The organism is Kineococcus halophytocola (genome assembly GCF_041276425.1).
Classification (GTDB): domain Bacteria; phylum Actinomycetota; class Actinomycetes; order Actinomycetales; family Kineococcaceae; genus Kineococcus; species Kineococcus halophytocola.
In genome coordinates this window covers 123,344-148,928 of record NZ_JBGFTU010000010.1, presented here as the reverse complement: position 1 = coordinate 148,928, position 25,585 = coordinate 123,344, and the positions used below count along the sequence as shown (strand labels likewise).

Annotated in this window: 27 protein-coding genes; 6 read left to right on the top strand and 21 right to left on the bottom strand. The window is 75.1% G+C overall.

Annotated elements, in window-relative coordinates:
- Positions 1 to 11: 11 nt before the first annotated feature.
- Positions 12 to 677, bottom strand: a complete 666-nt coding sequence (locus AB2L27_RS10770) for a TetR/AcrR family transcriptional regulator (RefSeq protein WP_370441462.1) — start codon at positions 675 to 677, stop codon at positions 12 to 14.
- A gap of 287 nt (positions 678 to 964) precedes the next feature.
- On the opposite strand from AB2L27_RS10770, the gene AB2L27_RS10765 reads away from it, so the two are divergent.
- Both AB2L27_RS10765 and AB2L27_RS10760 read left to right on the top strand, forming a co-directional pair.
- Positions 965 to 1,636: a hypothetical protein gene (locus tag AB2L27_RS10765; protein ID WP_370441461.1), complete on the top strand. Its 672-nt coding sequence runs from the start codon at positions 965 to 967 to the stop codon at positions 1,634 to 1,636.
- A gap of 76 nt (positions 1,637 to 1,712) precedes the next feature.
- Entirely contained in the window at positions 1,713 to 2,387 is a 675-nt protein-coding gene (locus AB2L27_RS10760; protein WP_370441460.1) for a pentapeptide repeat-containing protein, read from the top strand.
- 6 nt (positions 2,388 to 2,393) lie between these two features.
- On the opposite strand, the gene AB2L27_RS10755 is transcribed toward AB2L27_RS10760, so the two are convergent.
- Entirely contained in the window at positions 2,394 to 3,068 is a 675-nt protein-coding gene (locus AB2L27_RS10755; protein WP_370441459.1) for an MBL fold metallo-hydrolase, read from the bottom strand.
- 81 nt (positions 3,069 to 3,149) lie between these two features.
- On the opposite strand from AB2L27_RS10755, the gene AB2L27_RS10750 reads away from it, so the two are divergent.
- Both AB2L27_RS10750 and AB2L27_RS10745 read left to right on the top strand, forming a co-directional pair.
- Positions 3,150 to 4,796, top strand: coding sequence for a DUF349 domain-containing protein (locus tag AB2L27_RS10750; RefSeq protein ID WP_370441458.1), 1,647 nt, complete (start codon positions 3,150 to 3,152; stop codon positions 4,794 to 4,796).
- Between the two features lie 118 nt (positions 4,797 to 4,914).
- Complete coding sequence (locus AB2L27_RS10745; protein WP_370441457.1) at positions 4,915 to 5,547, top strand: hypothetical protein; 633 nt, start codon at positions 4,915 to 4,917, stop codon at positions 5,545 to 5,547.
- Here the strand turns inward: AB2L27_RS10745 and AB2L27_RS10740 are convergent.
- The 7 genes from AB2L27_RS10740 to ruvA form a co-directional block, all read right to left on the bottom strand.
- Complete coding sequence (locus AB2L27_RS10740; protein WP_370441456.1) at positions 5,519 to 8,011, bottom strand: RelA/SpoT family protein; 2,493 nt, start codon at positions 8,009 to 8,011, stop codon at positions 5,519 to 5,521. The genes AB2L27_RS10745 and AB2L27_RS10740 overlap by 29 nt on opposite strands.
- 87 nt (positions 8,012 to 8,098) lie before the next feature.
- Positions 8,099 to 8,638, bottom strand: a complete 540-nt coding sequence (locus tag AB2L27_RS10735; protein ID WP_370441480.1) for an adenine phosphoribosyltransferase — start codon at positions 8,636 to 8,638, stop codon at positions 8,099 to 8,101.
- Positions 8,639 to 8,640: 2 nt separating this feature from the next.
- Positions 8,641 to 9,636, bottom strand: coding sequence for a protein translocase subunit SecF (gene secF, locus AB2L27_RS10730; RefSeq protein ID WP_370441455.1), 996 nt, complete (start codon positions 9,634 to 9,636; stop codon positions 8,641 to 8,643).
- The gene (secD, locus tag AB2L27_RS10725; RefSeq protein ID WP_370441454.1) at positions 9,636 to 11,552 is read right to left on the bottom strand and encodes a protein translocase subunit SecD; all 1,917 of its coding nucleotides are present in this window, start codon (positions 11,550 to 11,552) and stop codon (positions 9,636 to 9,638) included. Before secD ends, secF begins: the two co-directional genes overlap by 1 nt.
- A gap of 181 nt (positions 11,553 to 11,733) precedes the next feature.
- Positions 11,734 to 12,114: a preprotein translocase subunit YajC gene (gene yajC, locus AB2L27_RS10720; protein ID WP_370441453.1), complete on the bottom strand. Its 381-nt coding sequence runs from the start codon at positions 12,112 to 12,114 to the stop codon at positions 11,734 to 11,736.
- A gap of 157 nt (positions 12,115 to 12,271) precedes the next feature.
- Complete coding sequence (gene ruvB / locus AB2L27_RS10715; protein ID WP_370441452.1) at positions 12,272 to 13,372, bottom strand: Holliday junction branch migration DNA helicase RuvB; 1,101 nt, start codon at positions 13,370 to 13,372, stop codon at positions 12,272 to 12,274.
- On the bottom strand, positions 13,369 to 13,980 hold the full coding sequence (ruvA, locus tag AB2L27_RS10710) for a Holliday junction branch migration protein RuvA (protein ID WP_370441451.1): 612 nt from the start codon (positions 13,978 to 13,980) through the stop codon (positions 13,369 to 13,371). Before ruvA ends, ruvB begins: the two co-directional genes overlap by 4 nt.
- 92 nt (positions 13,981 to 14,072) lie before the next feature.
- On the opposite strand from ruvA, the gene AB2L27_RS10705 reads away from it, so the two are divergent.
- Positions 14,073 to 14,789, top strand: a complete 717-nt coding sequence (locus AB2L27_RS10705; protein ID WP_370441450.1) for a dienelactone hydrolase family protein — start codon at positions 14,073 to 14,075, stop codon at positions 14,787 to 14,789.
- Here the strand turns inward: AB2L27_RS10705 and ruvC are convergent.
- The 3 genes from ruvC to pdxT all read right to left on the bottom strand — a co-directional run bounded on the left by ruvC (position 14,720) and on the right by pdxT (position 16,855).
- Positions 14,720 to 15,340 carry a crossover junction endodeoxyribonuclease RuvC gene (gene ruvC / locus AB2L27_RS10700; RefSeq protein WP_370441449.1) on the bottom strand — a complete coding sequence of 207 codons (621 nt, stop codon included), beginning with the start codon at positions 15,338 to 15,340 and terminating at the stop codon, positions 14,720 to 14,722. The genes AB2L27_RS10705 and ruvC overlap by 70 nt on opposite strands.
- A 79-nt stretch (positions 15,341 to 15,419) precedes the next feature.
- A complete protein-coding gene (locus AB2L27_RS10695; protein WP_370441448.1) occupies positions 15,420 to 16,181 on the bottom strand; it encodes a YebC/PmpR family DNA-binding transcriptional regulator in 762 nt (253 codons plus the stop codon).
- 56 nt (positions 16,182 to 16,237) lie between these two features.
- On the bottom strand, positions 16,238 to 16,855 hold the full coding sequence (gene pdxT / locus AB2L27_RS10690) for a pyridoxal 5'-phosphate synthase glutaminase subunit PdxT (protein WP_370441447.1): 618 nt from the start codon (positions 16,853 to 16,855) through the stop codon (positions 16,238 to 16,240).
- Positions 16,856 to 16,946: 91 nt separating this feature from the next.
- On the opposite strand from pdxT, the gene AB2L27_RS10685 reads away from it, so the two are divergent.
- Positions 16,947 to 17,582, top strand: a complete 636-nt coding sequence (locus AB2L27_RS10685; RefSeq protein ID WP_370441446.1) for a nucleoside deaminase — start codon at positions 16,947 to 16,949, stop codon at positions 17,580 to 17,582.
- 4 nt (positions 17,583 to 17,586) lie between these two features.
- Here the strand turns inward: AB2L27_RS10685 and AB2L27_RS10680 are convergent, their stop codons facing one another.
- Genes AB2L27_RS10680 through AB2L27_RS10640 form a run of 9 tightly spaced genes read right to left on the bottom strand, consistent with a single transcriptional unit; the run spans position 17,587 to position 25,572 of the window.
- Complete coding sequence (locus AB2L27_RS10680; RefSeq protein WP_370441445.1) at positions 17,587 to 18,123, bottom strand: NUDIX hydrolase; 537 nt, start codon at positions 18,121 to 18,123, stop codon at positions 17,587 to 17,589.
- Positions 18,120 to 19,049, bottom strand: coding sequence for a pyridoxal 5'-phosphate synthase lyase subunit PdxS (gene pdxS, locus AB2L27_RS10675; RefSeq protein WP_370441444.1), 930 nt, complete (start codon positions 19,047 to 19,049; stop codon positions 18,120 to 18,122). Before pdxS ends, AB2L27_RS10680 begins: the two co-directional genes overlap by 4 nt.
- Positions 19,050 to 19,097: 48 nt before the next feature.
- Positions 19,098 to 19,685: a hypothetical protein gene (locus AB2L27_RS10670; RefSeq protein ID WP_370441443.1), complete on the bottom strand. Its 588-nt coding sequence runs from the start codon at positions 19,683 to 19,685 to the stop codon at positions 19,098 to 19,100.
- The gene (locus tag AB2L27_RS10665; RefSeq protein WP_370441442.1) at positions 19,682 to 20,827 is read right to left on the bottom strand and encodes a glycosyltransferase family 4 protein; all 1,146 of its coding nucleotides are present in this window, start codon (positions 20,825 to 20,827) and stop codon (positions 19,682 to 19,684) included. The genes AB2L27_RS10670 and AB2L27_RS10665 overlap by 4 nt, the downstream gene beginning before the upstream one ends.
- Positions 20,828 to 20,830: 3 nt before the next feature.
- Entirely contained in the window at positions 20,831 to 21,742 is a 912-nt protein-coding gene (locus AB2L27_RS10660) for a phosphatidylinositol mannoside acyltransferase (protein ID WP_370441441.1), read from the bottom strand.
- On the bottom strand, positions 21,739 to 22,362 hold the full coding sequence (gene pgsA / locus AB2L27_RS10655; protein ID WP_370441440.1) for a phosphatidylinositol phosphate synthase: 624 nt from the start codon (positions 22,360 to 22,362) through the stop codon (positions 21,739 to 21,741). The genes AB2L27_RS10660 and pgsA overlap by 4 nt, the downstream gene beginning before the upstream one ends.
- 20 nt (positions 22,363 to 22,382) lie before the next feature.
- Entirely contained in the window at positions 22,383 to 22,943 is a 561-nt protein-coding gene (locus AB2L27_RS10650) for an HIT family protein (RefSeq protein ID WP_370441439.1), read from the bottom strand.
- Positions 22,940 to 24,940 carry a threonine--tRNA ligase gene (thrS, locus tag AB2L27_RS10645; protein WP_370441438.1) on the bottom strand — a complete coding sequence of 667 codons (2,001 nt, stop codon included), beginning with the start codon at positions 24,938 to 24,940 and terminating at the stop codon, positions 22,940 to 22,942. The genes AB2L27_RS10650 and thrS overlap by 4 nt, the downstream gene beginning before the upstream one ends.
- Positions 24,941 to 24,978: 38 nt before the next feature.
- Complete coding sequence (locus AB2L27_RS10640; RefSeq protein ID WP_370441437.1) at positions 24,979 to 25,572, bottom strand: MOSC N-terminal beta barrel domain-containing protein; 594 nt, start codon at positions 25,570 to 25,572, stop codon at positions 24,979 to 24,981.
- Between the last annotated feature and the right edge of the window lie 13 nt (positions 25,573 to 25,585).

Below are 25,585 nucleotides of genomic sequence, written 5' to 3'. Positions count from 1 at the left end.
TCCAGCCGGGCTCAGCCGGGCGGGGAGTCCGCGACCCACGCACCGATCAGGGCGCTGAACAGTTCCAGCACCGCGTCGCTGGGCGTGCCCTCGGGGTCGGCGAGCTCGCTGAGGGCCAGGCCGTCGAAGAACGCGACGACGAGGGCGGACAGCGCCTCCAGCCGTCGCTCGTCGACCTGCCCCGCCCCGGCGGCCGGCGCCGACGGACCGTGGGCCCGCATCCACGGCTCGCACAGCGACCGGGCGGCGGCGCGCATGGCCCGGTACTGCTCGCGGGCGGTGCCGGTCTGCCCCTGCGTGCGCAGCGACCACGTGGTGAGTTCGTACAGGGCCAGCCGGCGCCCGGTGTCGAAGGCCTCCTCGGCCGACAGCGCCGCCCGCAGCCGGGCGAACGCCTCCTCGGCGGCCCGGCCGCCGTCGCCGTCGACCTCGCCGGCCACCGGCGCGTCCCGGCCGGCGGAGCGGACCTCCTCGAGGTGGACGGCCGCGACCTCGCGCAGCAGGGCGTCCTTGCTGGAGAACCAGTAGTGGACGGTCCCCAGGGGGACGCCCGCCTCCTCGGCGATGCGGCGCGTCGTCGTCGCGGCCACGCCCTCCCGGCTCATGACCCGGGCGGTGGCCGCGATGAGCTCGGCGCGCGTGGCGCCGGGGCTGCGTCGGGGTCGGGGCGCCGCCATGGCCGGATCGTCGCACACCGGGACCGGGCCGTGAGGGTCCCGACCGGGGCGGGCACGGGACCGGGCCGGGGCGGCCCGGGCGGGGCGGATCGCGGTCACCTGACCAGTCGCGGACCGGTCACGTGACCAGGCCGTGTCCCCCGACCGGCCGGACAGCGCCGTCCACGGGGTTGTCACCGCAGGTGGGGAACGGTTCACTGCCCTGGAGGCGCTGCCGCTGGACCTTCCCGGTGGTCGGGGCGACCGGCAGGAGGCGCCCGCGCTGGCGTCGGTGGAGGGGGTCGGTGGTGGCGGACGCGCTGAGTCGTGAGCACCACCTGCGCCGACGCGCCGAACGGGTCAAGGAGGCCCTGGAGGCGCTGTGGGGCGACGAGCTGCCCGACGCCCCGGACCCCGTCCTGACCGTGCTCGTCGACGCCGTCGCCGTCGACGACCAGCAGGGGGTCGACGAGCGGCTGGTGGTCCAGGGCGACGGGCTCGGGTACGAGGCCCTGGCGCGGGTCCTGGCCGACGTCCGCTCGAGCGCGACGCTGCACCTGGTCCCGCCCGCCCTGCGGGCCCGGCTCGCCGGGGTCCTACCCACCGCCGGGCGGCTCGTGGACCTGCGGATCAGCGGCCCGGCGGCGCTGCCGAGCGAGGCGACCGGCGCCTGGGAGTACGACGCCACGGCCGACACCCTCGCCTGGGACGCGCGCAGCGGGACGCTGTACGGGCTCGGGCCGCAGCCCGGCCACGCCCCGCTGCCGCAGTGGCTGGCGCGCACGGTGCACGAGGAGGACCGCGCACCGGTGTCCTCCGCCCTGCGCTCCTCGGCCTCCACCGGGTTGCCCTGCGAGGTGCGCTTCCGCGTGCTGCCGCCGCACCACGGAGTCGTCGTGGCCCGCGGGCGGGTGCTCACCGCGCCCGACGGCCGGGCCCGGGTGCTCGGCTTCGCCGCCGAGGACGTCGTGGTGCACTGACCGGCCCGCAGAACGGCCCGCAGGACGGCCCGCAGAACGGCCCACCGAGCGGCTCGTCCGTGCCAGGCTGCCGCCCGTGCCGACGACGCCCCGGGACGCCCCCGCCCTGCCCGTGCCCGACCTGCCGGCCCGCGAGGACGACCTCGTCCGCCGCACGGCCCCGCCCGACCCCGGCGGCGCGCACGACGGCGAGCTGTTCCCCGCCGACCTGGACCTGTCCGGCGCCGACGCCCGCGACACCCGGCTGCTGGGTTGCCGCGTGCGCTCGGTGCGCGCCGACGGCCTGCGGCTGGCCGGGGCCCGCGTGGTCGACTGCGAGGTGAGCGGGCTCGGGGCCACCGAGGCCCCGTGGCGGGCGGGCACGTGGCGCGACGTCGTCGTGACGGACTGCCGCGTCGGCGCGCTGGACCTGTCGGCCGCGTCCTGGCAGCGCGTGCTGGTGCGCGGGGGCCGCCTCGACTACGCGAACCTGCGCGGGGCCGAGCTGGTGGACGTCACCTTCGAGGACGTGGACCTGCGCGACGTCGACCTCGCCGGGGCGCGCCTGGACCGCGTGCGCTTCGCCGGCTGCCGCATCGGCCGGCTCGACGTCACCGGCGCCCGGCTGCGGTCGGTGGACCTGCGCACCAGCGAGCTCACCGACGGCCTCGACGGGGTCGGGGACCTGCGCGGGGCGGTGGTCACCTCGGCGCAGCTGCTGCAGCTGGCGCCGCTGTTCGCCGCGCACCTCGGTGTGCGCGTGGACGGCTGAGCGCGCTCAGCGCAGCGCGAGCAGGTGCGGGTTGCTCGCCCGTTCGCGGCCGACGGTCGTGGCCGGGCCGTGCCCGGGCAGCACGTCGACCGCGTCGTCGAGGGTGAGGACCTTCTCCACCAGGCTGCGCCGCATGGCGACCGGGTCCCCGCCGGGCAGGTCGGTGCGCCCGATGGACCCCGCGAACAGGACGTCCCCGGACAGGACGAGGTCGGCCTGCTGCGCCCGGTCGACGGCGAACAGGACCGAACCCTCGGTGTGGCCGGGGGCGTGCACGACCGTCAGGTCCAGCCCCGCCCCGGACCAGCGCTGGGCGTCCTCGACGGTGACGACCTCCTCGGGCTCGCGCCACGCCACCGGCCCCGTCGTGGCCTCCAGCGCCGCCCGCAGCGGACCGCCCAGCCCGGCCAGCGGGTCGCGCAGCCGGTGGGCGTCGTCGGCGTGGATGGTCGCGGCGAGGCCGTGGGCCCCGCACACCGGGGTCAGCGGCCACGTGTGGTCGACGTGCCCGTGGGTCAGGAGCACGGCCACGGGCTTGAGGCGGCGGCGCCGCAGCACCTCCGCCAGCCGGTCGGCGACGCCCACGCCGGGGTCGACGACGACGCACTCGGCACCGGCCTGGGGCGCCAGCACGTAGCAGTTCGTCCCGAAGACGGACGCCTCGATCCGGTCGACGATCACGTGGACAGCGTAGTGACCGGCCGCGACCGCGGTGCGGCTCGCGGTCACGGCCCGTGCCGTCCGGGGGGCTGGGGACCTAGAATGAGGCAGGTGACCGAGCAGCCCCAGGAGCCGGCGTCCCCCCAGGACGTGGCGGACACCCCCCAGACCACCCCGACCACCCCCGACGCGCAGGACGCGACGCCCGAGCAGACGCCCGAGCAGACGCCCGAGCAGTCGTCCGCGCCGGCCCCCGAGCAGGCCTCCGAGCAGGCCCCCGCCGCGGACGCGGCCGAGGGGCAGCCCGCGGAGCCGGCGGCCCAGGAGGAACCGGCTGCGGAACCGGCTGCGGAACCGGCCACGGAACCGGACAGCGCCCCCGCGCCGCGGCCCACGCCCGGCGCGGTCCGGCCCACCCCCCGTCCGGTCGCCCCGCCGGCTGCCCCGGCCCCCGTCGCGGCCGAGTCCGCCGAGGTCCTGCACCCCACCCACGTCGACCGCGAGGCCGCCGCGGCGTTCGGCCGCGTCGACGAGAACGGCACGGTCTGGGTGCGTCGCGCCGACGGCGAGCACGAGGTCGGGGCCTACCCCGACGCCACGCCCGAGGAGGCCGTGGCCTACTTCGTGCGCAAGTACGAGGAGCTCGTCGCCCAGGTCGACCTGTTCGAGCAGCGCCTGCGCGGCACCGAGCTCGGGGGCAAGGACATCGTCGCGGGGGTCACCGGGCTGCGCACCGCGCTGGCCGAGACCCGCGCCGTCGGGGACCTGGACGCCCTGACGGCCCGCGTGGAGGCCCTGGCCACCGTCGCCGACGAGGCCCGCGCCGCCGCCGACCGGGCCCGCGCCGCGCACCGCGAGGAGCTGCGCGCAGCCCGGGTGAGCATCGTGGAGGAGGCCGAGGGCATCGCCGGGCAGGACCCGGAGAAGGTGCAGTGGCGGGCCTCCGGGGAGCGCCTGCGGACCCTGTTCGAGGACTGGAAGACCGCCCAGCGCGAGGGCCGCCTCGACAAGCGGTCCGAGGACGAGCTGTGGAAGCGCTTCAGCCACGCGCGCAGCGCCTTCGACAAGATGCGCCGCCACCACTTCGCCGCCCTCGGCGAGCAGCGCAACTCCATCCGCTCCGAGAAGGAGAAGCTCGTCACCGAGGCCGAGGCGCTGTCGACCTCGACGGACTGGCGCGGCACGACGAACGCCTACCGGGCGCTGATGGACCGCTGGAAGGCGGCCGGCCGGCTGGGCCGCAAGGACGACGACGCCCTGTGGGAACGCTTCCGCGCCGCCCAGGACGTGTTCTTCGCCGCCCGCACGTCCGCCAACGACGCGGTCGACGAGGAGTTCAAGGACAACCTCGTCGTCAAGGAGCAACTGCTCGTCGAGGCCGAGGCCCTGCTGCCGATCAAGGACCTCACCGCGGCCAAGAAGGCCCTGGGTGGCATCCAGGACCGCTGGGAGGCCGCCGGCAAGGTGCCCCGCGGCGACCTCGGCCGGGTCGAGGGCCGGCTGCGCGCCGTCGAGACGGCCGTGCGCGAGGCCGAGCAGGCCCGCTGGTCGCGCGGCAACCCCGAGGCGCAGGCCCGTGCCGGCGGGCTGGCCAGCCAGCTCGAGAGCGCCATCCGCGACCTGGAGGCCGACGTCGAGAAGGCCCGCGCCTCCGGGGACGCGCGGGCGCTCGCGCGCGCCGAGGAGGCCCTGCGGGCCCGCCGGGCCTGGCTCGACGCCGCCCAGGCCACGCTGCGCGACGTGCGCTGACCGCACGCCGCCGCACCGTCATCGCACCGTCACCGCAGCGTCACCGCACCCGGGACCCCCGTCCACAGCCGTGGGCGGGGGTCCCGTGCGTGCGGGCCGCAGGTGCTGAGCTGACCGCGTGCGCACCCCCTGGCTGACCGCCGTCCTCACCCGCGGCACCCCCCTCGACCCCGGCGTGCCCTGGCGACCGCCGGCGGCGGAGTCGTGGGAGGCCGAGCTGCGCCAGGGCGCGGTGCGCCGGGTCGTCGGTGACGTCCTGGTGGCCGGCGACGTCGCACCGGACGCGGCGCTGCGCGCCCGGGCGCTGGCCCTGCTTCTGCCGGCCGACGTGGTCGTGCTCGGGGTCGCGGCCCTGTGGGTGCACCTGGGGCACCCCCTGACCGCGCCCTCGCACGTGCAGGTCGCCGGGCGCGGACCGGGCGGCCCGGTCGGCGGCGTCACCGTGCTGCCCAGCCGGGTGCGCCCGCTGGCCGGCGACGTCGTGGAACTCGGTGCGCTGCGGGTCAGCGCCCCGGCCCGGGCCCTGCTGGAGGCCGCCGCCGTCCAGCCGCACCGCGCGCCGCGGTGGCGGGCGGCGCTGAGCGCGGCGGGGCTGCTGGACCCGGGGTCGGTCGCCCGCGCCAGCGCCGCCGCCCACGGGCGCACCGGGGTGCGGGTGGCGCGCCGGGCGTTGTCGTTGCCGCGCAGCGCGACCGTGTCACCGCCGCGCAGCGCGCGGGACCTCAGCCCTTCTGCGGCCGGGTCGCCGTGACGCGGTAGGCGTCGAAGACCCCGTCGACGCGGCGGACTGCGCCGAGCACCTGGTTCAGGTGGCTCGGCTCGGCCATCTCGAAGGAGAACTTCGACAGGGCCACCCGGTCCCGGCTCGTGCTCACCGTCGCCGACAGGATGTTCACGTGGTTGTCCGACAGGACCCGCGTGACGTCCGAGAGCAGCCGGGCCCGGTCCAGCGCCTCGACCTGGATCTGCACGAGGAACAGGCGCGTCTGCCCCGTCGGCATGGCCGAGGCCCACTGCACGTCGACGATGCGCTCGGGTTCCTGGCGCAACGTCACGACGTTCTCGCAGTCGTCGCGGTGCACCGAGACCCCGGCGCCCCGGGTGACGAAACCCACGATCGGGTCGTTCGGCACCGGCGTGCAGCACTTGGCGAGCTTGACCCACACGTCCTCGGTGCCGGCGACCACGACACCGGCCTCACCGCTGCTGCGGCTGGGCCGGCCCCGGCCCGGGGTGGTGGCCTCGGCCAGGTCCTCCTCGACGGCGGCCTCCCCGCCGACGGCCGCGATGAGCTTGTCCACGACGTGCTGGGCCGAGACGTGCCGCTCCCCCACCGCCGCGTACAGGGAGGAGACGTCGGGGTGGTTCAGCTCGCGGGCCACCACGAGGAGGGAGTCGTGCGAGAGCAGGCGCTGCAGCGGCAGGTGCTGCTTGCGCATGGCCCGCGCGATCTCGTCCTTGCCCTCCTCGATGGCCTCCTCGCGGCGCTCCTTGGAGAAGTGCTGCTTGATCTTGTTGCGGGCCCGGGGGCTCTTGACGAAGGTCAGCCAGTCGCGGCTGGGCGCGGCACCGTCGGCCTTGGAGGTGAACACCTCGACGAGGTCGCCGTTGTCGAGGGTGGAGTCCAGCGGGACGAGGCGGCCGTTGACGCGCGCGCCCATCGTGCGGTGACCGACCTCGGTGTGCACGGCGTAGGCGAAGTCGACCGGGGTCGAGCCCGACGGCAGCTGCTGGACGTCCCCCTTGGGCGTGAACACGAAGACCTGGTTGGCACCGATCTCCCAGCGCAGGTCGTCGAGGAAGTCCCCCGTGGCCGACTCGCGCTGCCAGTCCACGACCGACTTCAGCCAGTCCATCTCCGTCTGCGGGCGGGTGCCGGCCGCCACCGCGTTCGGGTCGTCCTTGTACTTCCAGTGCGCCGCGACGCCGTACTCGGCGCGCTGGTGCATCGTGTAGGTGCGGATCTGGATCTCGACGGGCTTGCCCTCGGGCCCGATGACCGTCGTGTGCAACGACTGGTACATGTTGAACTTGGGCATCGCGATGTAGTCCTTGAACCGGCCCGGGACCGGGTTCCAGCGCGCGTGCAGCGCACCGAGGACGGCGTAGCAGTCGCGGACGGAGGCGACGAGGACGCGCACCCCCACGAGGTCGTAGATCTCCGCGAAGTCGCGCCCGCGCACGATCATCTTCTGGTAGATCGAGTAGTAGTGCTTGGGCCGGCCCGTGACGGTCGCCTTGACCCGCGCGTCCTTGAGGTCGTCCTCGATCTGGGCGCGCACCCCCTGCAGGTACTCCTCCCGGGCCGGGGCCCGGTCGGCGACCAGCCGCACGATCTCGTCGAACACCTTGGGGTAGACCGTCGCGAACGACAGGTCCTCCAGCTCCCACTTGATGGTGTTCATCCCGAGCCGGTGGGCCAGCGGGGCGTAGATCTCCAGGGTCTCGCGGGCCTTCTTCTCCGCCGAGCTCGCCGAGACGTACCGCCACGTGCGGGCGTTGTGCAGCCGGTCGGCCAGCTTGATGACTAGGACGCGGATGTCCTTGGCCATCGCCACGACCATCTTGCGGACGGTCTCGGCCTGGGCGGCGTCGCCGTAGGTGACCTTGTCGAGCTTGGTGACGCCGTCGACGAGCAGCGCGATCTCGTCCCCGAAGTCCGCGCGCAGGGTCTGCAGCGTGTAGTCGGTGTCCTCGACGGTGTCGTGCAGGAGGGCGGCGGCCAGGGTCGAGGGCGTCATGCCGAGCTCGGCCAGGATGGTCGAGACGGCGACGGGGTGGGTGATGTACGGGTCACCGCTCTTGCGGCGCTGACCGTCGTGGGCGCGTTCGGCCCGCTCGAAGGCCTTCTCCACCACCGACAGGTCGGCCTTGGGGTGGGTGGCGCGGACCGTGCGCAGCAGCGGTTCCAGGACCGGGGAGACGGTCTGCTGGCGCTGCTGGCCGAAGCGCGCCAGCCGGGACAGCATCCGCCCGGCGGTCACCGGGCCCGTGTAGGTCTCCTGGCCCCGGCGCCGCTCCGGGCCGTTGGGGCGGGCCCCGCCGGCCGGCCGGTGCGCCGGCTGCGGGGCGGGGACGACGGCGCCCGGCGAGGCGCTCGGGGCAGCCGGCGTCTGCGGCGTGGCCGATGCCCCGTCGGGCGTGGCCGGGGCTCCGTCGGGCGTGGCCGGGGCGCTCGTGGCGTGGGTGACGTGGGTGTCCGTGCCGTCTGCCATGGCGTCCTCCGTCTCGTCCGGACGACCAGTCTAGGTTGAGCGCGCAGCCACCGTGCGCCGCCCGGCCGCACCGGGCGCCCGGCGGTCTCAGTCCTGCACGTGCAGCGCGACGACGGGCCGGTCCCCCAGCCGCGCCCGGCCACTGAGGAAGGCGAGCTCGAGCAGCACGACCAGGCCCACCACCTCCGCGCCGCCCTCCTCCAGCAGCTCGCACGCGGCGCGGGCGGTGCCCCCGGTGGCCAGGACGTCGTCCACGACGAGCACCCGGGCCCCCGGTCGGACCGCCGAGGCCGCCAGCTCCAGCGAGGCGCTGCCGTACTCCAGGTCGTAGTCGCGGCGCAGCACCGGCGGGGGCAGCTTGCCCGCCTTGCGCACGGGCCAGAACCCGGCACCGGCCCGCTCGGCCGCCGGGGCGGCGAGCATGAACCCGCGGGCCTCGATGCCGGCCACGGCGTCCGCGCCCGTCGCGGCGGCCAGGTCGGCCAGGACCGCCGTCACGGCACCGAAGGCCACCGGGTCGGCCAGCAGCGGGGTGATGTCCTTGAACACCACCCCGGGCTCGGGGAAGTCCGGGACGTCGCGGAACCCGGCGAGGACGAGGGCGGACGCGTGGCCGGGGACGCTCAGCCTCACGCCTGCGCCTCCTGCGCCGCGACGGGGTCGGCGGCCCGGCGTGCGGTGACCTCCGCGTCCAGCGCCTGCACCCGCGCCTCGCGGCGGCGCAGCACGACGAGCAGCGGCGTGGCCACGAAGATCGAGGAGTAGGCCCCCACGAGCATCCCGACGAACAGCGCCAGGCTGATGTCGCGCAGCGTCCCGGCCCCGAGCAGCAGGTCCCCGATGAACAGGATCGCCGCCACCGGCAGCAGGGCGACCACCGTGGTGTTCACCGACCGGACGACCGTCTGGTTGACCGCGAGGTTGGCCGCCTCGGAGAACGTCCGGTCCTTCTTGAGGAACGCCTCGGTGGTGTTCTCGCGGACCTTGTCGAAGACCACGACGGTGTCGTACAGCGAGTACCCCAGGATGGTGAGGAACCCGATGACCGAGGCCGGCGTCACCTCGAACCCGACGGCGGCGTACACCCCCGCGGTGATGACGAGGTCGTGGAACAGGGCGACGAGGGAGGCCAGGGCCATCGTCCAGGCGCGGAAGTACACGGCCATGACCGCCGAGACCAGGACGAGGAAGACGACCAGGCCGGTGAGGGCCTTGTTCGTCACGTCCGCCCCCCAGCTCGGGCCGATGCTCGAGGAGGTCACCTCGCTCGCCGGGACGTCCAGCCGCTGGACCAGCTCCCCCTTGATCGCGTCGAGCTGACCGGAGGACAGCGCCTCGGTCTGCACGCGCACCCCGTCCTGCCCGACGCTGGTCACGGTCGGGACCGCCCCGGGCAGGACGGCCTCGACGGCCTGCCGGGCGGCGTCCTGGTTCGACGAGCCGCTGACGCGGAACTCCGAGCCGCCCTCGAACTCGATGCCGAAGGAGAGCCCCGGCTTCCACAGCAGCACCGCCGAGACCAGCACGAGGGCCGCGGCGATGAGGAACCACAGCTTGCGGCGCCCGACGAAGTCGACGGAGGACTCCCCGGTGTAGAGCCGGTTGCCCAGTTGTGCCATGCCCATCAGGACTCGTCCCCGTTCGCGTCGTCCCGGTCGTCGCGGGCGTTCTCGCCCGTCCCCCCGCCGCTGCGGGCCTTCTCTCGTTCGGCCTCACGTTCGGCCTCGCGCTCGGCCCGGCGCCGCTCGGCCACGGTCGGGCGGCGCTCGCCGTGGTGCAGGGCGTGCCGGGCCACGACCGACCCGAGGTGCTCGGGGTCGAACCCGGACCACTTGTGGCCCCCGCCGAAGAACTTCGTGCGGGCCAGGACGGCGACGGCCGGGTGGGTGAAGAGCACGACGACGACGAGGTCGATGATCGTCGTGATCCCGAGGGTGTACGCGAACCCGCGGACGTTGCCGACCGCGAGGACGTAGAGCACGACGGCCGACAGCAGGCTGACGGCGTCGGAGACGAGGATCGTGCGCCGGGCGCGGTGCCAGCCGGCCTCGACGGCCGAGGACAGGACGCGCCCGTCCCGGATCTCGTCGCGCACGCGCTCGAAGAAGAGGATGAAGGAGTCGGCGGTGACCCCGATGGCCACGATGAGCCCGGCCACCCCGGCCAGGCTGAGGCGGTAGCCCTGCAGCCAGCTCAGCAGGAGCAGCACCCCGTAGGTCAGGGCCGCGGCGATGGCCAGGCTCGCGATCGTCACCAGGCCCAGGGCCCGGTACTGCACGAGCATGTACGCCACGACGAGCGCCAGGCCGACGACACCGGCGATGAGGCCGTTGCGGAGCTGGTCCGAGCCCAGCGTGGCCGAGATCTGGTCCTCGGTCTGGACGGTGAACGACACCGGCAGCGCACCGAACTGGAGCTGCTGGGCCAGGGCGTCGGCCGAGGCCTGGGTGAAGTTGCCCTCAATGTCGACGTCGGCCCCGAAGCGCTGGCCGACGGTCGGGGCGGTCACGACGAGGCCGTCGAGGACCGCGGCGAACTGGTTGCGCGGCGGTTCCAGCGTGGAGATGCGGGTGGTCAGCGCCGAGAACCGGTCGGCGCCGTCGGCGTCGAACTGCAGGCGGACGACCCACGCGCCGGTGGTGAAGCCCTGGTTGTTCGTCGCCTGCGCGGCGGTGGCGCTGACGAGGTCGGTGCCCTCCAGCTCGGCCGGGCCCAGGACGTACTTGTACGTCCCGTCCTGGTCGCACGTCACGAGCGGCTTCGTCGGGTCGTCGACGATGCCGCCGGAGCGCTGGGCGGGGTCGGAGCAGTCGAGCGCGGCGAACCGCTGCTCCAGGTCGGGGATCGACAGCCACGCCTGGTCGCTGGCGTCCGTCGGTGCGGGCGAGGGTGTCCCGGTCGGCTGCCCCGGACCGGGCGTCGGGGTGGGCGTGGCGATGTCGGCCAGGCTGGGCGGGGTCGTCGTGGCGGGCGCCTCGGCCGGGGGTTCGGCCGGGGGCTCAACCGGGGGTGTCGTCGCGGCCCGCAGCGCGGCCGGGGCGGCGGCACCGTCGGCGCTCTGGGTCGGGGCCGGGGTCGCGGCGGGGTCGCCCGCCTCCCCCGTGGGCGTCGCCGGAGCCCCCTCACCCGGGGTGGCCTCGCCCGAGGGCTCGGCGCTGGGTGCGGGCGCGGGCGGCGCGGCGGGCTGAGCCGGCTGGGCGAACAGGACGACGCGCATGCGCAGCTGCGCCGACTGCGAGATGAGGTCGAGCTGCTGGCGCGTGGCCTCCCCGGGGATGGACACGGAGATGTTCTGCCCGCCCTGGACCTGGACCTCGGTCTCGGACAGGCCCGTGGCGTCGACGCGCTGGCGGATGATCTCGGCGGCCCGCTGCACCTGGTCGGCGGGGACCTCCCCGCCGGAGACCGACCGCGGGGTCAGGACGACCTGCGTGCCGCCTTCGAGGTCGAGGGCCAGCCCGGGCGCCCAGCGCGCCGAGCTCCAGATCGAACCGGCTCCCACCGCCGCGAAGACCGCGACGACGACGAGCACCAGGGCCACCAGGGTGCGGCCGGGGTGGGATCGACGGATCGGTGCGCCGCGGCGCACGCGTGGGGGGCCGGTGGGCCGGTCGTTGGACACTCAACACCTCGGGACAGGCACCGACCGGGTGGCGGGAGTGCCACCCGGTCAGCGCAAGCTTGTCACTGCTCGTGGACGACTGCTGTCATACCAGTAGTCGCTATGAACGGGGGGTACCGCCCGTGGTCCCGTCGCCGGGCGCGTCCCCGTCCCGCTTGGTGAGGTCCAGCCCCTCCAGGGAGTCCGGCGCGCGGTCGGCGTCGTCCAGCGGCCCGTCCTGCACGGGGGCCACCGGGGTCACCACGCGCGCCACGGCGCGCGGGGTCCACCGGGTCTGCAGGCCCGGGGCGATCTCGATGACGACGTGCTCGTCCGTGCGCTCGACGACCGTCCCGAACATCCCCGACGTCGTCATGACCTCCGCGCCGGGCCCGATGCTGTTCTGCATCTGCTGCTGGGCCTTCTGCTGCTTGCGGGTGCGGCTGAACATGAAGACCAGCAGCGCCGCCATGATGAGCAGGAAGAACAACGAACCGTCCACGACACACCCTCTCCGCACCGGCGGGATCGACGACTCACCGGCACCTGCGTCGGCCCTGTGCCGACTCGGCCGACCCAACGCCACGGGCCCCTGCCGGGTTCCGCGGGACGGGGCAGGAGCGCGGCGCGGGACCGACTCGCCCGGGCAGTCTAGAGGTTCACCCGGTCGGCCCTTGCGCCCCGGAACCGCCGGGAGCGTCCTGCGGACCCTCGTCCGACCCGTCCTCCGGGCCGAGCTGCCAGGCCGCCCCGGCGGGCGCGTCGCGCGGCGGGGTCAGCCCCAGGTGGCCCCACGTGTCGGGCAGCGCGATCCGACCGCGCGGGGTGCGGCCCAGCAGCCCCTCGCGCACGAGGAACGGCTCGGCCACGGTCTCGACCGTCTCGGCCTCCTCCCCCACGACGACGGCCAGCGTCGACAGGCCCACGGGCCCGCCGCCGAAGCGGCGGCACAGCGCGTCCAGGACCGCCCGGTCCAGCCGGTCCAGCCCGCGCTCGTCGACCTCGTAGACCTCCAGCGCCGCGCGCGCCGCGCTGCGGTCGACGATCCCGGACCCGCGCACCTGCGCCCAGTCCCGCACGCGCCGCAGCAGCCGGTTCGCGATGCGCGGGGTGCCCCGCGAGCGCCCGCCGATCTCCGCGGCGCCCTCGGCCGTGAGCTGCACGCCGAGCAGGGAGGCGCTGCGGCGCAGCACCTGCACGAGCTCCTCGGGGGTGTAGAAGTCCAGGTACCCGGTGAAGCCGAACCGGTCGCGCAGCGGGGCCGGCAGCAGGCCGGCGCGCGTCGTGGCCCCCACGAGGGTGAACTTCGGCAGCTCCAGCGGGATCGCGGTGGCCCCGGCCCCCTTGCCGACGACGACGTCGACGCGGAAGTCCTCCATCGCGATGTAGAGCATCTCCTCGGCCGGGCGCGCCATCCGGTGGATCTCGTCGAGGAAGAGCACCTCGCCCTCGTCCAGGGAGCTGAGGACGGCCGCGAGGTCGCCGGCGTGCTGGATGGCCGGGCCGCTGGACTGGCGCAGCGGGGCGCCCATCTCCGAGGCGACGATCATCGCCAGGGTCGTCTTGCCCAGCCCGGGCGGGCCGGAGAACAGGACGTGGTCGCTGGGGGCCTGGCGCGCCTTGGCGGCGTCCAGGACGAGGGAGAGCTGCTCGCGCACGACCTTCTGCCCGACGAACTCCTCCAGGCCGTGCGGGCGCAGGGCGGACTCGGCGGCCCGTTCCCGCTCGTCGGCCCCCGTGGTCACCAGCCGCTCGTTCATCCGCGGCCCGACAGGTGGCGCAGGGCCGCGCGCAGGGTGCCCGGCACGTCGGCGTCCGCGGCTGCGGCGTCGGGGTGGTCGGCCAGCACGGCGTCGACCGCGTCCCCGGCCTGCTTGGCCGGGTACCCCAGGCCGACGAGCGCCTCGACGACCTGGTCCTTGCGCGGGTCCCCGCCCGCGGCGGGAACGGGGGCCGGGGCACCGGCGGGCGGGCCGAGGCGGTCGCCCAGTTCCAGGCAGATGCGCTGGGCCGTCTTCTTGCCGATGCCGGGCACCCGGACGAGGGCGGCGTGGTCGTCGGCGGCGACGGCGGTGCGGATCCCGTCGGGGCGGTGCACGGCGAGCATCGCCAGCGCCATCTTCGGTCCCACCCCCGAGGCGGTCTGGACGATCTCGAAGACCTCCTTCTCGTCGGCGTCGGCGAAGCCGAACAGGGTCAGGGAGTCCTCGCGCACCACGAGCGTGGTGTGCAGCAGCGCCTCCTCCCCCACCCGCAGCCCCGCCAGCGTCGCGGGGGCGGCCAGGACGAACATGCCGACCCCGCCCACCTCGACGACCGCCGAGTCCAGCCGCACCGCGAGCACCCGCCCGCGCACCGACGCGATCACACGACCTCCAGACCAGCAGACGAACGTTTGTACGAGAGGCTAGACGCCCCCTCCGACACGACGGACCCGGCACGCCGGGGCAGAGTGCTCCCGTGAGCCACGAGCAGAGCACCGGCCAGGACGGCAACGCCCGTCAGAACGTCACCTTCGACAGCGCCACGGAGTCCGGTCACGCGCACGGCTACCTGCGCGTGCCCGAGTCCGGCAGCGGGCCCGGGGTCATCGTCATCCAGGAGTGGTGGGGCCTGACCGACCACATCGCCGCCATCGTCGACCGCTTCGCCCGCGAGGGGTTCGTCGCGCTGGCCCCCGACCTCTACGGCGGCCGCACGACCCACGACTCCGCCGAGGCCGCCCAGCTCATGACGGACCTGCCGGCCGAGCGGGCCGCCCAGGACCTCGCCGGCGCCGTGACGTACCTGCTGGACCGGCCCGAGGTCACGTCCTCGAGCGTGGGCGCGGTGGGGTTCTGCATGGGCGGCGGCTTCGTGCTGCGCCTGGCGGCCCAGCAGGGCGAGCGGGTCGGGGCGGCCGTGCCCTGGTACGGCCTGCCGGGTGGGGACACCGACTTCTCCGGCCTGCGCGCGGCCGTGCTCGGCCACTACGGCCAGGAGGACACGTCGGTGCCGCTGGAGGCCGTCCGCGCCACCGCGCAGCGGATCCGCGAGCAGGCCGGGGTGGACGTGACGCTGCACGAGTACCCCGCACCGCACGCCTTCTACAACGACGAGCGGCCGAACTACCGGCGCGAGTCCGCCGAGCTGGCCTGGGAGCGCACGACGACGTTCCTGCGCGAGCGCCTGGCCTGAGCTTCGGCCTCGGCGTAGGCGTTGCGCCGCCCCGTCACGAGCGCGGAGTGCGCGGCGGCCTCCAGCCGGGTGCTCGCCCCGCCGCGCCACAGGTGGCACAGCGCCAGGGCCAGGGCGTCGGCGGCGTCGGCCGGTCGCGGGGGGCTGTCCAGGCCGAGGATGCGGGTGACCATCGTCGTCACCTGCTCCTTGCCGGCCCGGCCGTCCCCCGTGACCGCGGCCTTGACCTCGCTGGGGGTGTGCATCGCGACCGGCAGGCCGCGGCGGGCGGCGGCCACGAGGACGAGCCCGGCGGCCTGCGCGGTGCCCATGACCGAGCGGACGTTGGCCTGGGCGAAGACGCGCTCGACGGCGACGACGTCGGGGCGGTGGGTGTCCAGCCAGGTCTCCAGGCCCTCGCTGATGGCGAGCAGCCGGGCCTCGACGGGGTCGGTGGCGGGGGTGCGCACGACGCCGACGCCGACCATCGCGGCCCGGCGACCGGTGCGGACGGCGTCGACCACCCCGATCCCGCACCGGGTCAGGCCCGGGTCCACCGCCAGCACGCGCACGACCCCCACGATGGCACGGGGCGGTCGTGGGGGTCTGAGGGGCGGTGACCCGGTGTGTCAGGCGGGGGTCAGGCGGGGGTCAGGCGTCCTCGAGGGCGGCCATGACGTCGTCGGACACGTCGTAGTTGGCGAAGACGTTCTGCACGTCGTCGCAGTCGTCGAGGGCGTCGACGAGCTTGAACACCTTGGTGGCGCCCTCGGCGTCCAGCGGCACCTGCACGCTGGGCACGAAGCTGTTCTCCGCGGAGTCGTAGTCGATGCCCGCGGCCTGCAGCGCCTCGCGCACGGCCACGAGGTCGGTGGCCTCGCAGACGACCTCGAAGGTGTCGCCCTGGTCGGTGACCTCCTCGGCGCCGGCCTCCAGGACCGCGAGCAGGACGTCGTCCTCGCTGAGGTCGGTGCCCTCCTTGCCGATGACGACCAGGCCCTTGCGGCTGAACATGTACGCGACGCTGCCCGGGTCGGCCATCGAGCCGCCGTTGCGGGTCATCGCGGTGCGGACCTCCATGGCGGCCCGGTTCTTGTTGTCCGTCAGGCACTCCACGAGCAGCGCGACGCCGTTGGGCCCGTAGCCCTCGTACATGATCGTCTGCCAGTCGGCGCCACCGGCCTCGGCCCCGGAGCCGCGCTTGACGGCGCGGTCGATGTTGTCGGCCGGCACCGAGGTCTTCTTCGCCTTCTGGATGGCGTCGTAGAGCGTCGGGTTGCCCGCCGGGTCACCGCCGCCGGTGCGCGCCGCGACCTCGATGTTCTTGATGAGCCGAGCGAAGCTCTTGGCGCGCTTGGCGTCGACGACGGCCTTCTTGTGCTTCGTCGTCGCCCACTTGGAGTGGCCGGACATGTGGTTCCCTCCGCCTCGCTTGAACTGCTCCGCTGTCGTGCGACATCCCGTGCGCGTCAGTCCCGCTGGCGCACCATCGCCACGAAGTGGCGGTGCACCCGGTCGTCCCCGGTGATCTCCGGGTGGAACGCCGTGGCCAGCAGAGCGCCCTGCCGCACGGCGACGATCCTACCCGCGGCCGGCCCGGAGCCCACCCGGCCGAGCACCTGCACGCCCGGCCCGGCCTCCTCGACCCAGGGCGCGCGGATGAACACGGCGTCGGTCGGCGGTCCGCCGTCGGTGATGCCGGCCAGCGGCAGGTGCTCCTCCCAGGAGTCCACCTGCCGGCCGAAGGCGTTGCGCCGCACGGTGACGTCGAGGCCACCGAGGGTCTGCTGGTCGTGCGCGCCGTCGAGCAGCCGGTCGGCCAGCAGGATCATCCCCGCGCACGAGCCGTACACGGGCAGACCCCCGGCGATGCGTTCGCGCAGCAGCTCGCGCAGCTCGAAGACCCGCAGCAGCCGGTCGATGGTCGTCGACTCCCCGCCGGGCAGGACGAGCCCGTCGACGGCGCCGAGCTCGGCGGGCCGGCGGACGGTGACGGCCCGCCCGCCCCCGGACTCCAGGGCGGCGACGTGCTCGCGGACGTCGCCCTGCAGGGCCAGGACGCCGATCGTGGGGGTGGTGCTGCTCACCGGGGCAGCGTAGGGCCCGCGCCGGGGGCGGTTGCCCTAGCATCCGCGGGACCACGTCACGGAACACCGGACCACCGGAGGGTCGACCACCATGCCCGTCCCCGCGGACCTCGCCCGCTCCTTCACGATCTCCCTGCCCGCCTGGGTGGAGGAGGAACTGGCCGACGTCCCCGCCGTGCTGGCGACCCGCCAGGACCGGATGGCCCTGGTCCACCGCCTCGCCGGGCGCAACTTCCGCGAGGGCGACGGGGGCCCGTTCGCGGCGGTGGTCGTCGACACCGACAGCGGTGAGCTGGTCTCCGTCGGCGTCAACGTCGTCCTGTCCACGGGGATCTCCTCGGGCCACGCCGAGGTCACCGCCCTGGGCCTGGCCCAGGTCGGCACCGGGTCGTGGGACCTCGGCGCGGGCGGCGCCCGCCGCGAGCTCGTCGTCAACTGGCGCCCGTGCGCCCAGTGCTACGGCGCGACCCTGTGGTCGGGGGTGCGCACCCTCGTGGTCGCCGGGTCCGGGCCGGAGCTGGAGGAGATCACCGGGTTCGACGAGGGCCCGGTCCGCGAGGACTGGGCCGAGCAGTTCCAGGCCCGCGGGATCGACGTCGTCACCGACGTCCTGCGGGAGGAGGCGCTGGAGGTCTACCGCGCGTACGCGACGCACGTCGCGGCCACCGGCGCGGTCGTCTACAACGCCCGCGCCGACACCGGCGGCGACACCGGCAGCGACGGCTGAGGCGTCAGGCGACGGTGATCGGGTCCCCCGCCCACACGGGCGGGAGCTCGGCGAGCAGCCGCGGCAGGTCCTCGGGGTAGTAGACCGTGCCGGACCCGGCGAGCTCGGCGGGCACCCACCAGCGGAACTCCGAGACCGACGCCTGCTCCAGCGGCGTCCACCCCGCCCGGTCGGGCTCGAACCCCGCCGCGACGCGGTGGACGAAGAACTCCTCCGTCTGCCGGCAGGTCTGGCCGAGGAACGGGAAGTCGGCCACCCGGGCCCAGACCGGCCCGTCGAGGGTGGCCGGGTCGACGTCGAGGCCGGTCTCCTCGTGCAGTTCCCGGACCACCGCCGTGCGCGCGTCCTCCCCCGGCCCCCGGCCGCCCCCGACGGTGAACCACCAGTCGGTGCCCGGGCGGGCCGGGTCGGTCCCGCGCAGCAGCAGCACGCGCCCCGCGTCGTCCAGCAGGACGACGCGGGAGGCCTCGCGGGTCCGGAGCCCGCCGGGGCCGTGACCCCACTCCGGGCCCAGCGGGTCGTGCTCCGCCGAACCGGTCACCAGCCGCGCTGGGCCAGGCGGTGCGGCTCGGGGATGGCCTCGACGTTCAGGCCGACCATGGCCTCACCCAGACCGCGGGAGACCTTGGCGATGACGTCGGGGTCGTCGTGGAAGGTCGTGGCCTTGACGATGGCCTCGGCGCGCTGGGCCGGGTTGCCGGACTTGAAGATGCCCGAGCCGACGAAGACGCCGTCGGCGCCGAGCTGCATCATCATCGCCGCGTCCGCCGGCGTGGCGATGCCGCCGGCGGTGAACAGCACGACGGGCAGCGTCCCGGTCTCGGCGACCTCCTTGACGAGGTCGTAGGGGGCGGCCATCTCCTTGGCGGCCACGTAGACCTCGTCCGGGGACATCGACCGCAGCCGGTTGACCTCGGCGCGGATGGTGCGCATGTGCGTCACGGCGTTGGAGACGTCACCGGTGCCGGCCTCGCCCTTGGAGCGGATCATCGCCGCGCCCTCGGTGATGCGCCGCAACGCCTCCCCGAGGTTGGTGGCCCCGCAGACGAAGGGGACGGTGAAGGCGTGCTTGTCGATGTGGTGGGCGTAGTCGGCCGGGGTCAGGACCTCGGACTCGTCGATGTAGTCGACGCCGAGGGACTGCAGCACCTGCGCCTCGACGAAGTGCCCGATGCGGGCCTTGGCCATGACGGGGATCGAGACCGCGGAGACGATCGAGTCGATCATGTCGGGGTCGGACATCCGGGAGACCCCGCCCTGCGCGCGGATGTCGGCCGGGACCCGTTCCAGGGCCATGACGGCGACGGCGCCGGCGTCGGCGGCGATGCGGGCCTGCTCGGCGGTGACGACGTCCATGATGACGCCGCCCTTGAGCATCTCGGCCATGCCGCGCTTGACGCGGCTCGTGCCGACGACAGGGTTGCTGCTGGTCCCCGTGCTGGTCCCGGTGCTCACTTCACTGCTCACGTGCGCGTGCCTCGCGATCGGTCGGACGGCGGTCAGGAGGGCGACATCCTACGTCCCGGGACCCGCCCCGACACCGGGTCCGGGACCGGTGGCGGTGTCCTCGCCGTCCCCGTCGAGGAAGTCGGCCGTCTCCGGCAGCCGGGCCCGTCCCGCCAGGTGCGCCCAGCGCACGATCCGCTTGCCCCGCAACCGGCGCGTCTGCACGACGGCGTCGTTGTGGAAGCGCCGCGCGAGCTGGACGCGGCGGGTGGCCTCGAGCACCCGGGCCAGCCCCGCGCCGTCGCGCGGGGGCAGGGCCGCGGCCAGGGCGCGGGTCAGGTCCGACTCCACGCGCCAGCGGTGGGCGTCGTCGGCGTCGTTGGCCTCCCGCAGGGCGGCCGGGGTGCGGGGTGCGTCCAGGCTCGTCGTCGCCGCGTCGGCCAGCAGCAGCGCCGAGGCGGGGTCGAGGTGGGCCGGGCTCTCCAGGGCGAACTCCAGCGCGGCGCTGGCCCGGCGCGTCAGCTCGGCGTCGAGGGCGGCCCGGCTCGTCTCCACCCGCCGGTGCAGCCGGTCCACGCGCTGGGCCGTGGCCGACAGCCAGCCCGCGAGCGCGGCGAGCACGAGCAGGACGGTGAGGGCCCAGGTCACGGCGCTCACGCGCGCCCCCCGCCGGCCCCGTGGTGGCCCACGACCGTCTCGTAGACCCGCAGGACCTCCCCGGCCACGACGGACCAGTCGTAGCGCGCGGCGGCGGCCTGCCCGGCGGCCGCGAGCGCCGCGCGCCGGGCCGGGTCGGCCAGCAGCGCGAGCACCGCGCGCGCGGCGGCGGTGGCGTCGCCGACGCCGAACAGCGCCCCGTGCGCGCCGTCGCCGAGCACGCGGCGGAAGGCGCCGAGGTCGGCGGCCACGACGGCGACCCCGGCGGCCATGGCCTCGACCAGGACGATCCCGAAGCTCTCCCCGCCGGTGTGCGGGGCGAGGTAGACGTCGGCGCTGGCCAGGAGGGACTCCTTGGCCCGGTCGTCGACGGCTCCGAGGAACTCCACGGCGCCGCGGTCGGCGGGGTCGAGCAGCTCGCGGGCGGCGGCGACGTCCCCGCGGCCGGCGACGAGGAAGCGGGCGCCGGGGACGGCGGCGCGCACGAGCGGGACGGCCTCGCACAGCAGCGGCAGCCCCTTGCGCGGTTCGTCGAGCCGGCCGACGAACGCCACGACGGGCCGCTCGGGGGTCCCGGTCCACTCCGGCCGGCGGGGTGCGTCCCCGAAGGCGCCGGTGACGACGCCGTTGGGCACGACGACGGCGTCCCCGCCGACGTGCTCGACGACGGTGCGCCGGGCGTCCTCGCTGACGGCGATGCGGGCGGAGATCTTCTCCAGGCTCGGGCGCAGCAGCGGGAAGGCGGCCTGCATGGCCCGTGAGCGCAGGTTGGCGGTGTGGAAGGTGGCCACGAGCGGGCCGGTGGTGGCCGGGGTCGCGGCCCACAGCGCGAGCAGCGAGGTGCTCGGGGACAGCGGTTCGTGCACGTGCAGGACGTCGAAGGCGCCCTCGGCCAGCCAGCGCCGGACCCGGGCCGCGGTGACGGGGCCGAAGGACAGCCGGGCCACGGACCCGTTGTAGGGGACGGCGACGACGCTGCCGCCGGGGTCGGCGAACGGCGGCAGCGTGGACTCGTCGTCGGCCGGGGCCAGGACGCGCACGTGGTGGCCGAGGCCGAGCAGGTGCTCGGCGAGGTCGCGGACGTGGAACTGCACGCCGCCGGGCACGTCGAAGGAGTAGGGGCAGACGATGCCGATGCGCACGCCTCAGTCCTCGCTGAACACGCGCTGCAGCACGTGCCACTCCTCGGGGTGGGCGACCACGACGGCGGCGAGGGCGTCGGCGCACGCCTGGGTCATCTCGGCCACGGCCCGGCGCCGGTGGTCCCGGGCCTGCTCGCCGGGGCGGCGGGCGGGCACCGGCACCCGGGCGGCGACGTCCAGGACGAGGACGCGCCGGCCCTCGCGCACCTCGTGGAACAGCCCCACGGGGAACAGGGGCGCCCCCGTGGCCACGGCCAGCGCCGCCGGGCCCTGGGCCATCCGGGCGCGCCCGCCGAGGAAGTCGACCTCGACCCCGGCACCGGTGAGGTCGCGGTCGGCCAGGAGGGGCACGAAGGCGCCCGCGCGCACCCGGCGCAGCAGCGTCCCGAAGCTCGCCGGGTCCCCCAGCGGCAGGACCTCGACCCCGAGGGAGCGCCGGAAGGCGAGGAACTCGGCGTAGACCTGCTCGGGGCGCAGCCGTTCGGCGACGGTGACGACGGGGGTGAGCTCGGTGGCCGACCAGGCGGCGGCGTGGTCCCAGTTGCCCAGGTGCCCCAGGAAGCCGACCGCGCCGCGCCCGTCGGCCAGGGCCGCCCGCAGCGCCGCGCCGTGCTCCAGCCGGACGGTGCCGACGATCCGCTCCCGGGTCCAGCCCGGCAGCCGGAACGCGTCGAGCCAGTACCGGGCGTAGCTGCGCAGGCCGTCGCGCACGAGGGCGTCCAGCTCGGCCGGCCCGGCGTCCGGGCGGGCCCGGGCCAGGTTGCGGCGCAACTGCTGCACCCGGGGCCCACCGCGGCGGGCCAGGAGGTCGGCCGCCCGCCGGCTCGCGGAGACGGCGACGTCCTCGGGCACGACCCGGGCGAACCGCCAGGCGGCCCGGAAGGCGCCGGCGGTCAGCGGTTCGCGCAGGTTCACGCGCCCGCCGGCGGGGCGGCCAGGGCCTGCCGGCGCACCGTGGCCATGCGTTGCACGACGGTGACGGCGCTGGCGACGGCGAGCAGCGCGAGGACGACCTGGAGGAACACGAGCGGGACGCCGAGGCCGACGAAACCGGCGCCGACGAGGACGGCGACGATCCGCTCGCCCCGTTCGGCGAGCCCGACGTTGGCGGTGTACCCCAGGCCCTCGGCGCGGGCCTTGACGTAGGAGACGATCCCGCCGAGCACGAGGCAGGCCAGCGCCAGCCCGGCGGTGAGGTCCGAGGCGCCCTGACGGGCGAACCAGACGACCAGCCCCCCGAACAGGGCGGCGTCGGCGACGCGGTCCAGGCAGGAGTCCAGGTAGGCGCCCCAGCGCCCCGAGCTGCCCCGGATCCGGGCCATCGTCCCGTCGATGGTGTCCGACAGGACGAACAGCGTCGCCCCCAGCGAGCCCCAGAACAGGTGACCGGTGGTGTAGAGCCCCAGCCCGCAGGCGACGACCCCGACGGTCCCGGCGATCGTGACCGCGTCGGGGGTGACCCCGCACCGCAGCAGGAAGCGCGCGACCGGGGTGAAGACCCTCGTGGCGAACGCGCGGCCGTAGGTGTTGAGCATCGTGTCGAAGGGTAGGGCGCTCAGCCGGTCGCGTCGGTGACCCACGCGGCGGCCAGGCGCGCGCGCGTGTCCTCGAGCAGTTCGGGCAGCGCCTTCGTGCGGCCCACCACGGGCAGGAAGTTGGCGTCGCCCTTCCACCGGGGCACGACGTGCTGGTGCAGGTGCGCCGCGATGCCGGCCCCGGCCACGTCGCCCTGGTTCATGCCGAGGTTGAACCCCGCCGGGGCCGAGGCCGCCGTCAGGGTGCGCACCGCGGCGCGGGTGAACGCCGTGAACTCGGCCAGCTCGGCCGGGTCCAGGTCGACGTAGGCCGAGACGTGGCGGTAGGGGCAGACCAGGAGGTGCCCGGGGTTGTAGGGGAAGAGGTTCAGCACGGCGAACACGTGCTCCCCGCGCCGCACGACGAGCCCCTCGTCGTCGGGGCGGCCGGGGGCCCGGCAGAACGGGCAGCTCCCGCTCTCGGCGTCGGCGGGTTTGTGCTCGCCCTGGATGTAGGCCATCCGGTGCGGCGTCCACAGCCGGCCGAACCCGTCGGGGTCGCCCGCGAACGCCTCGGCCGGTTCGACGGTGGGCTCGCTCACACCTGCACCCGGTCCCGGACGGCGGCGGCGATGCGCTCGACCGCGTCGGCGACGGGCACGCCGTTCTCCTGGCTGCCGTCGCGGAACCGGAAGGAGACCGCGCCGTTCTCGACGTCCTCGGCCCCGGCGATGAGCAGGAAGGGGATCTTCTGCTTGGTCCAGGTGCGGATCTTCTTGGGCATCCGGTCGTCGGTGTCGTCGACCTCCACGCGCACACCGGCGGCCCGCAGCCGGTCGGCGACCTCGCGCAGGTGCGGGACGTGGGCGTCGGCGACGGGGATGCCGACGACCTGCACGGGCGCCAGCCACGGGGGGAAGGCGCCGGCGTAGTGCTCGACGAGGACGCCGAAGAACCGTTCGAGGGAACCGAACTTGGCCGAGTGGATCATCACCGGCTGCTGCTTGGATCCGTCGGCGGCGGTGTACTCCAGCCCGAACCGCTCCGGCTGGTTGAAGTCGTACTGGATCGTCGACATCTGCCAGGTGCGGCCGATGGCGTCGCGGGCCTGCACGGAGATCTTCGGGCCGTAGAACGCGGCCCCGCCGGGGTCGGGCACGAGTTCCAGGCCGGTGGCCCGCGCCGCGTCCTCCAGCACCTGCGTGGCGGCCGCCCACTGCTCGTCGGAGCCGATGAACTTCTCCGAGTCCCCCCGGGTGGACAGTTCGAGGTAGTAGTCGTCCAGGCCGAAGTCCTTGAGCAGGCCCAGGACGAAGTCGAGCAGGTGGGTGATCTCCCCCGGGGCCTGCTCGGCGGTGACGTAGCTGTGGGAGTCGTCCTGGGTCAGCCCGCGCACGCGGGTCAGGCCGTGTACGACCCCGGACTTCTCGTAGCGGTAGACCGACCCGAACTCGAAGAACCGCAGCGGCAGTTCCCGGTAGGACCGCCCCCGCGAGCGGAAGATGAGGTTGTGCATGGGGCAGTTCATGGCCTTGAGGTAGTACGTCGAGTTCTCCAGCTCCATGCCGGGGAACATCGTGTCCTCGTAGTACGGCAGGTGCCCGGAGGTCTCGAACAGCCCGCCCTTGGAGATGTGCGGGGTGCCGACGTAGGAGAAGCCCTCCTCGATGTGCCGGCGGCGGACGTAGTCCTCCATCTCCCGCTTCACGACCCCGCCCTTGGGGTGGAACACGACGAGGCCGGAGCCGATCTCGTCGGGGAAGGAGAACAGGTCCAGCTCCGCGCCCAGGCGGCGGTGGTCGCGGCGCTCGGCCTCGGCGACGCGCTCCTGGTAGGCCTTCAGCTCGTCCTTGCTCGGCCACGCGGTGCCGTAGATGCGCTGCAGCTGGGGGTTCTTCTCGCTGCCGCGCCAGTACGCCGCCGCGCTGCGCAGCAGGCTGAACCCGTTGCCCACCAGGCGGGTCGTCGGGACGTGGGGCCCGCGGCACAGGTCGCGGAAGGCGACCGAGTCGTCCCGGCGCACGTTGTCGTAGACCGACAGGCCGCCCTCGCCGACCTCGGCGGAGGCACCCTCGGCGGCGGAGTCGGCGGTGGACTTCAGGCCGATGAGCTCCAGCTTGTACGGCTCGGCGGCCATCGCCTCGCGGGCCTGCTCGTCGGAGACCTCGCGGCGGACGAACCGCTGCCCCTCCTTGACGATGCGCTGCATCGTCTTCTCGATCGTCTTCAGGTCCTCGGGGGTGAAGGGGCGCTCGACGTCGAAGTCGAAGTAGAAGCCGTCGCGGATCGGCGGGCCGATGCCGAGCCTGGCCTCGGGGAAGTGCTGCTGGACGGCCTGGGCCATGACGTGGGCGGTGGAGTGGCGCAGGACCGCCAGGCCGTCCTCGGAGGAGACGGGCACGCCCTCCACGACGTCCCCGTCGGCCAGCACGTGCGAGAGGTCCCGCAGCTCGCCGTTGACGCGCGCGACGACGACGTCGCGCTCCTGCGTGAACAGCTCGGCCGCCGTCGTACCGGCCGGGACCTGCTGCGTCCGGGTGGCCGCCTCGGTCTCCTCGCCCCCGGCAACGGTTCGGGTGATGGACAGCTGGGCGGACACCGCGGGCCTCCGGGGGTCGGGGATGGACTGCGGCGACTCTATCCGTGCGGGTCGCCGGCCCGTTCCACCCCCAGTTCGACGACGTCCCCGACCCGCACGGCCCCCGGCCGCAGGACCTGGGCGAACACCCCGCCGCAGTGCCGGGGGACGCCCACGACCTCCAGCAGCGCCGCACCGACCCGCAGGCGGGCCCCGTGCGGGGGGTCCACGTCCAGGTCCAGGACGAGGTTGGCGCGGGCGGTGTCCCCCGCGGCCGGGTCGGCGCGCTGGCGCCGGGTGACGACGTGGACGGCCTCCACCTGCCGCGCCCCGCCGGCGACGGGAGCCGGGTGCGCACCGGGGACCCCCAGGAAGGTGGCGAGGTCCTGCCCGCCGGGGACCACCAGGACGGGGACCTCGGGCACGGGGACCTCGGGCACGGGGACCTCAGGGGTGGAGGTGGCGGCGAGCCGGAGTTCGCGCAGCCGGGGGACGCGCTTGGCCGCGAGCACCTCGCCGTCGGCGTCGACGACGGCGTGCGAGCGGTCACCGACGAGACCGTCGGGCCCGACGTAGGCGGTCTGCGGGGAGGTTCCCCCGGCGGACTTCACGGGGAAGAGGTGGATCTCGCGCAGGACGCCGGTGACGGACACCCCACGAGTGTGC

What these genes read in the sequence shown, in the direction of transcription:
- AB2L27_RS10770 (WP_370441462.1), bottom strand. Translation starts at nt 677, where the DNA reads ATGGCGGCGCCCCGACCCCGACGCAGCCCCGGCGCCACGCGCGCCGAG.
- AB2L27_RS10750 (WP_370441458.1), top strand. Translation starts at nt 3,150, where the DNA reads ATGAGGCAGGTGACCGAGCAGCCCCAGGAGCCGGCGTCCCCCCAGGAC.
- AB2L27_RS10740 (WP_370441456.1), bottom strand. Translation starts at nt 8,011, where the DNA reads ATGGCAGACGGCACGGACACCCACGTCACCCACGCCACGAGCGCCCCG.
- secF (WP_370441455.1), bottom strand. Translation starts at nt 9,636, where the DNA reads ATGGGCATGGCACAACTGGGCAACCGGCTCTACACCGGGGAGTCCTCC.
- ruvB (WP_370441452.1), bottom strand. Translation starts at nt 13,372, where the DNA reads ATGAACGAGCGGCTGGTGACCACGGGGGCCGACGAGCGGGAACGGGCC.
- AB2L27_RS10695 (WP_370441448.1), bottom strand. Translation starts at nt 16,181, where the DNA reads ATGTCCGGCCACTCCAAGTGGGCGACGACGAAGCACAAGAAGGCCGTC.
- AB2L27_RS10685 (WP_370441446.1), top strand. Translation starts at nt 16,947, where the DNA reads ATGCCCGTCCCCGCGGACCTCGCCCGCTCCTTCACGATCTCCCTGCCC.
- pgsA (WP_370441440.1), bottom strand. Translation starts at nt 22,362, where the DNA reads ATGCTCAACACCTACGGCCGCGCGTTCGCCACGAGGGTCTTCACCCCG.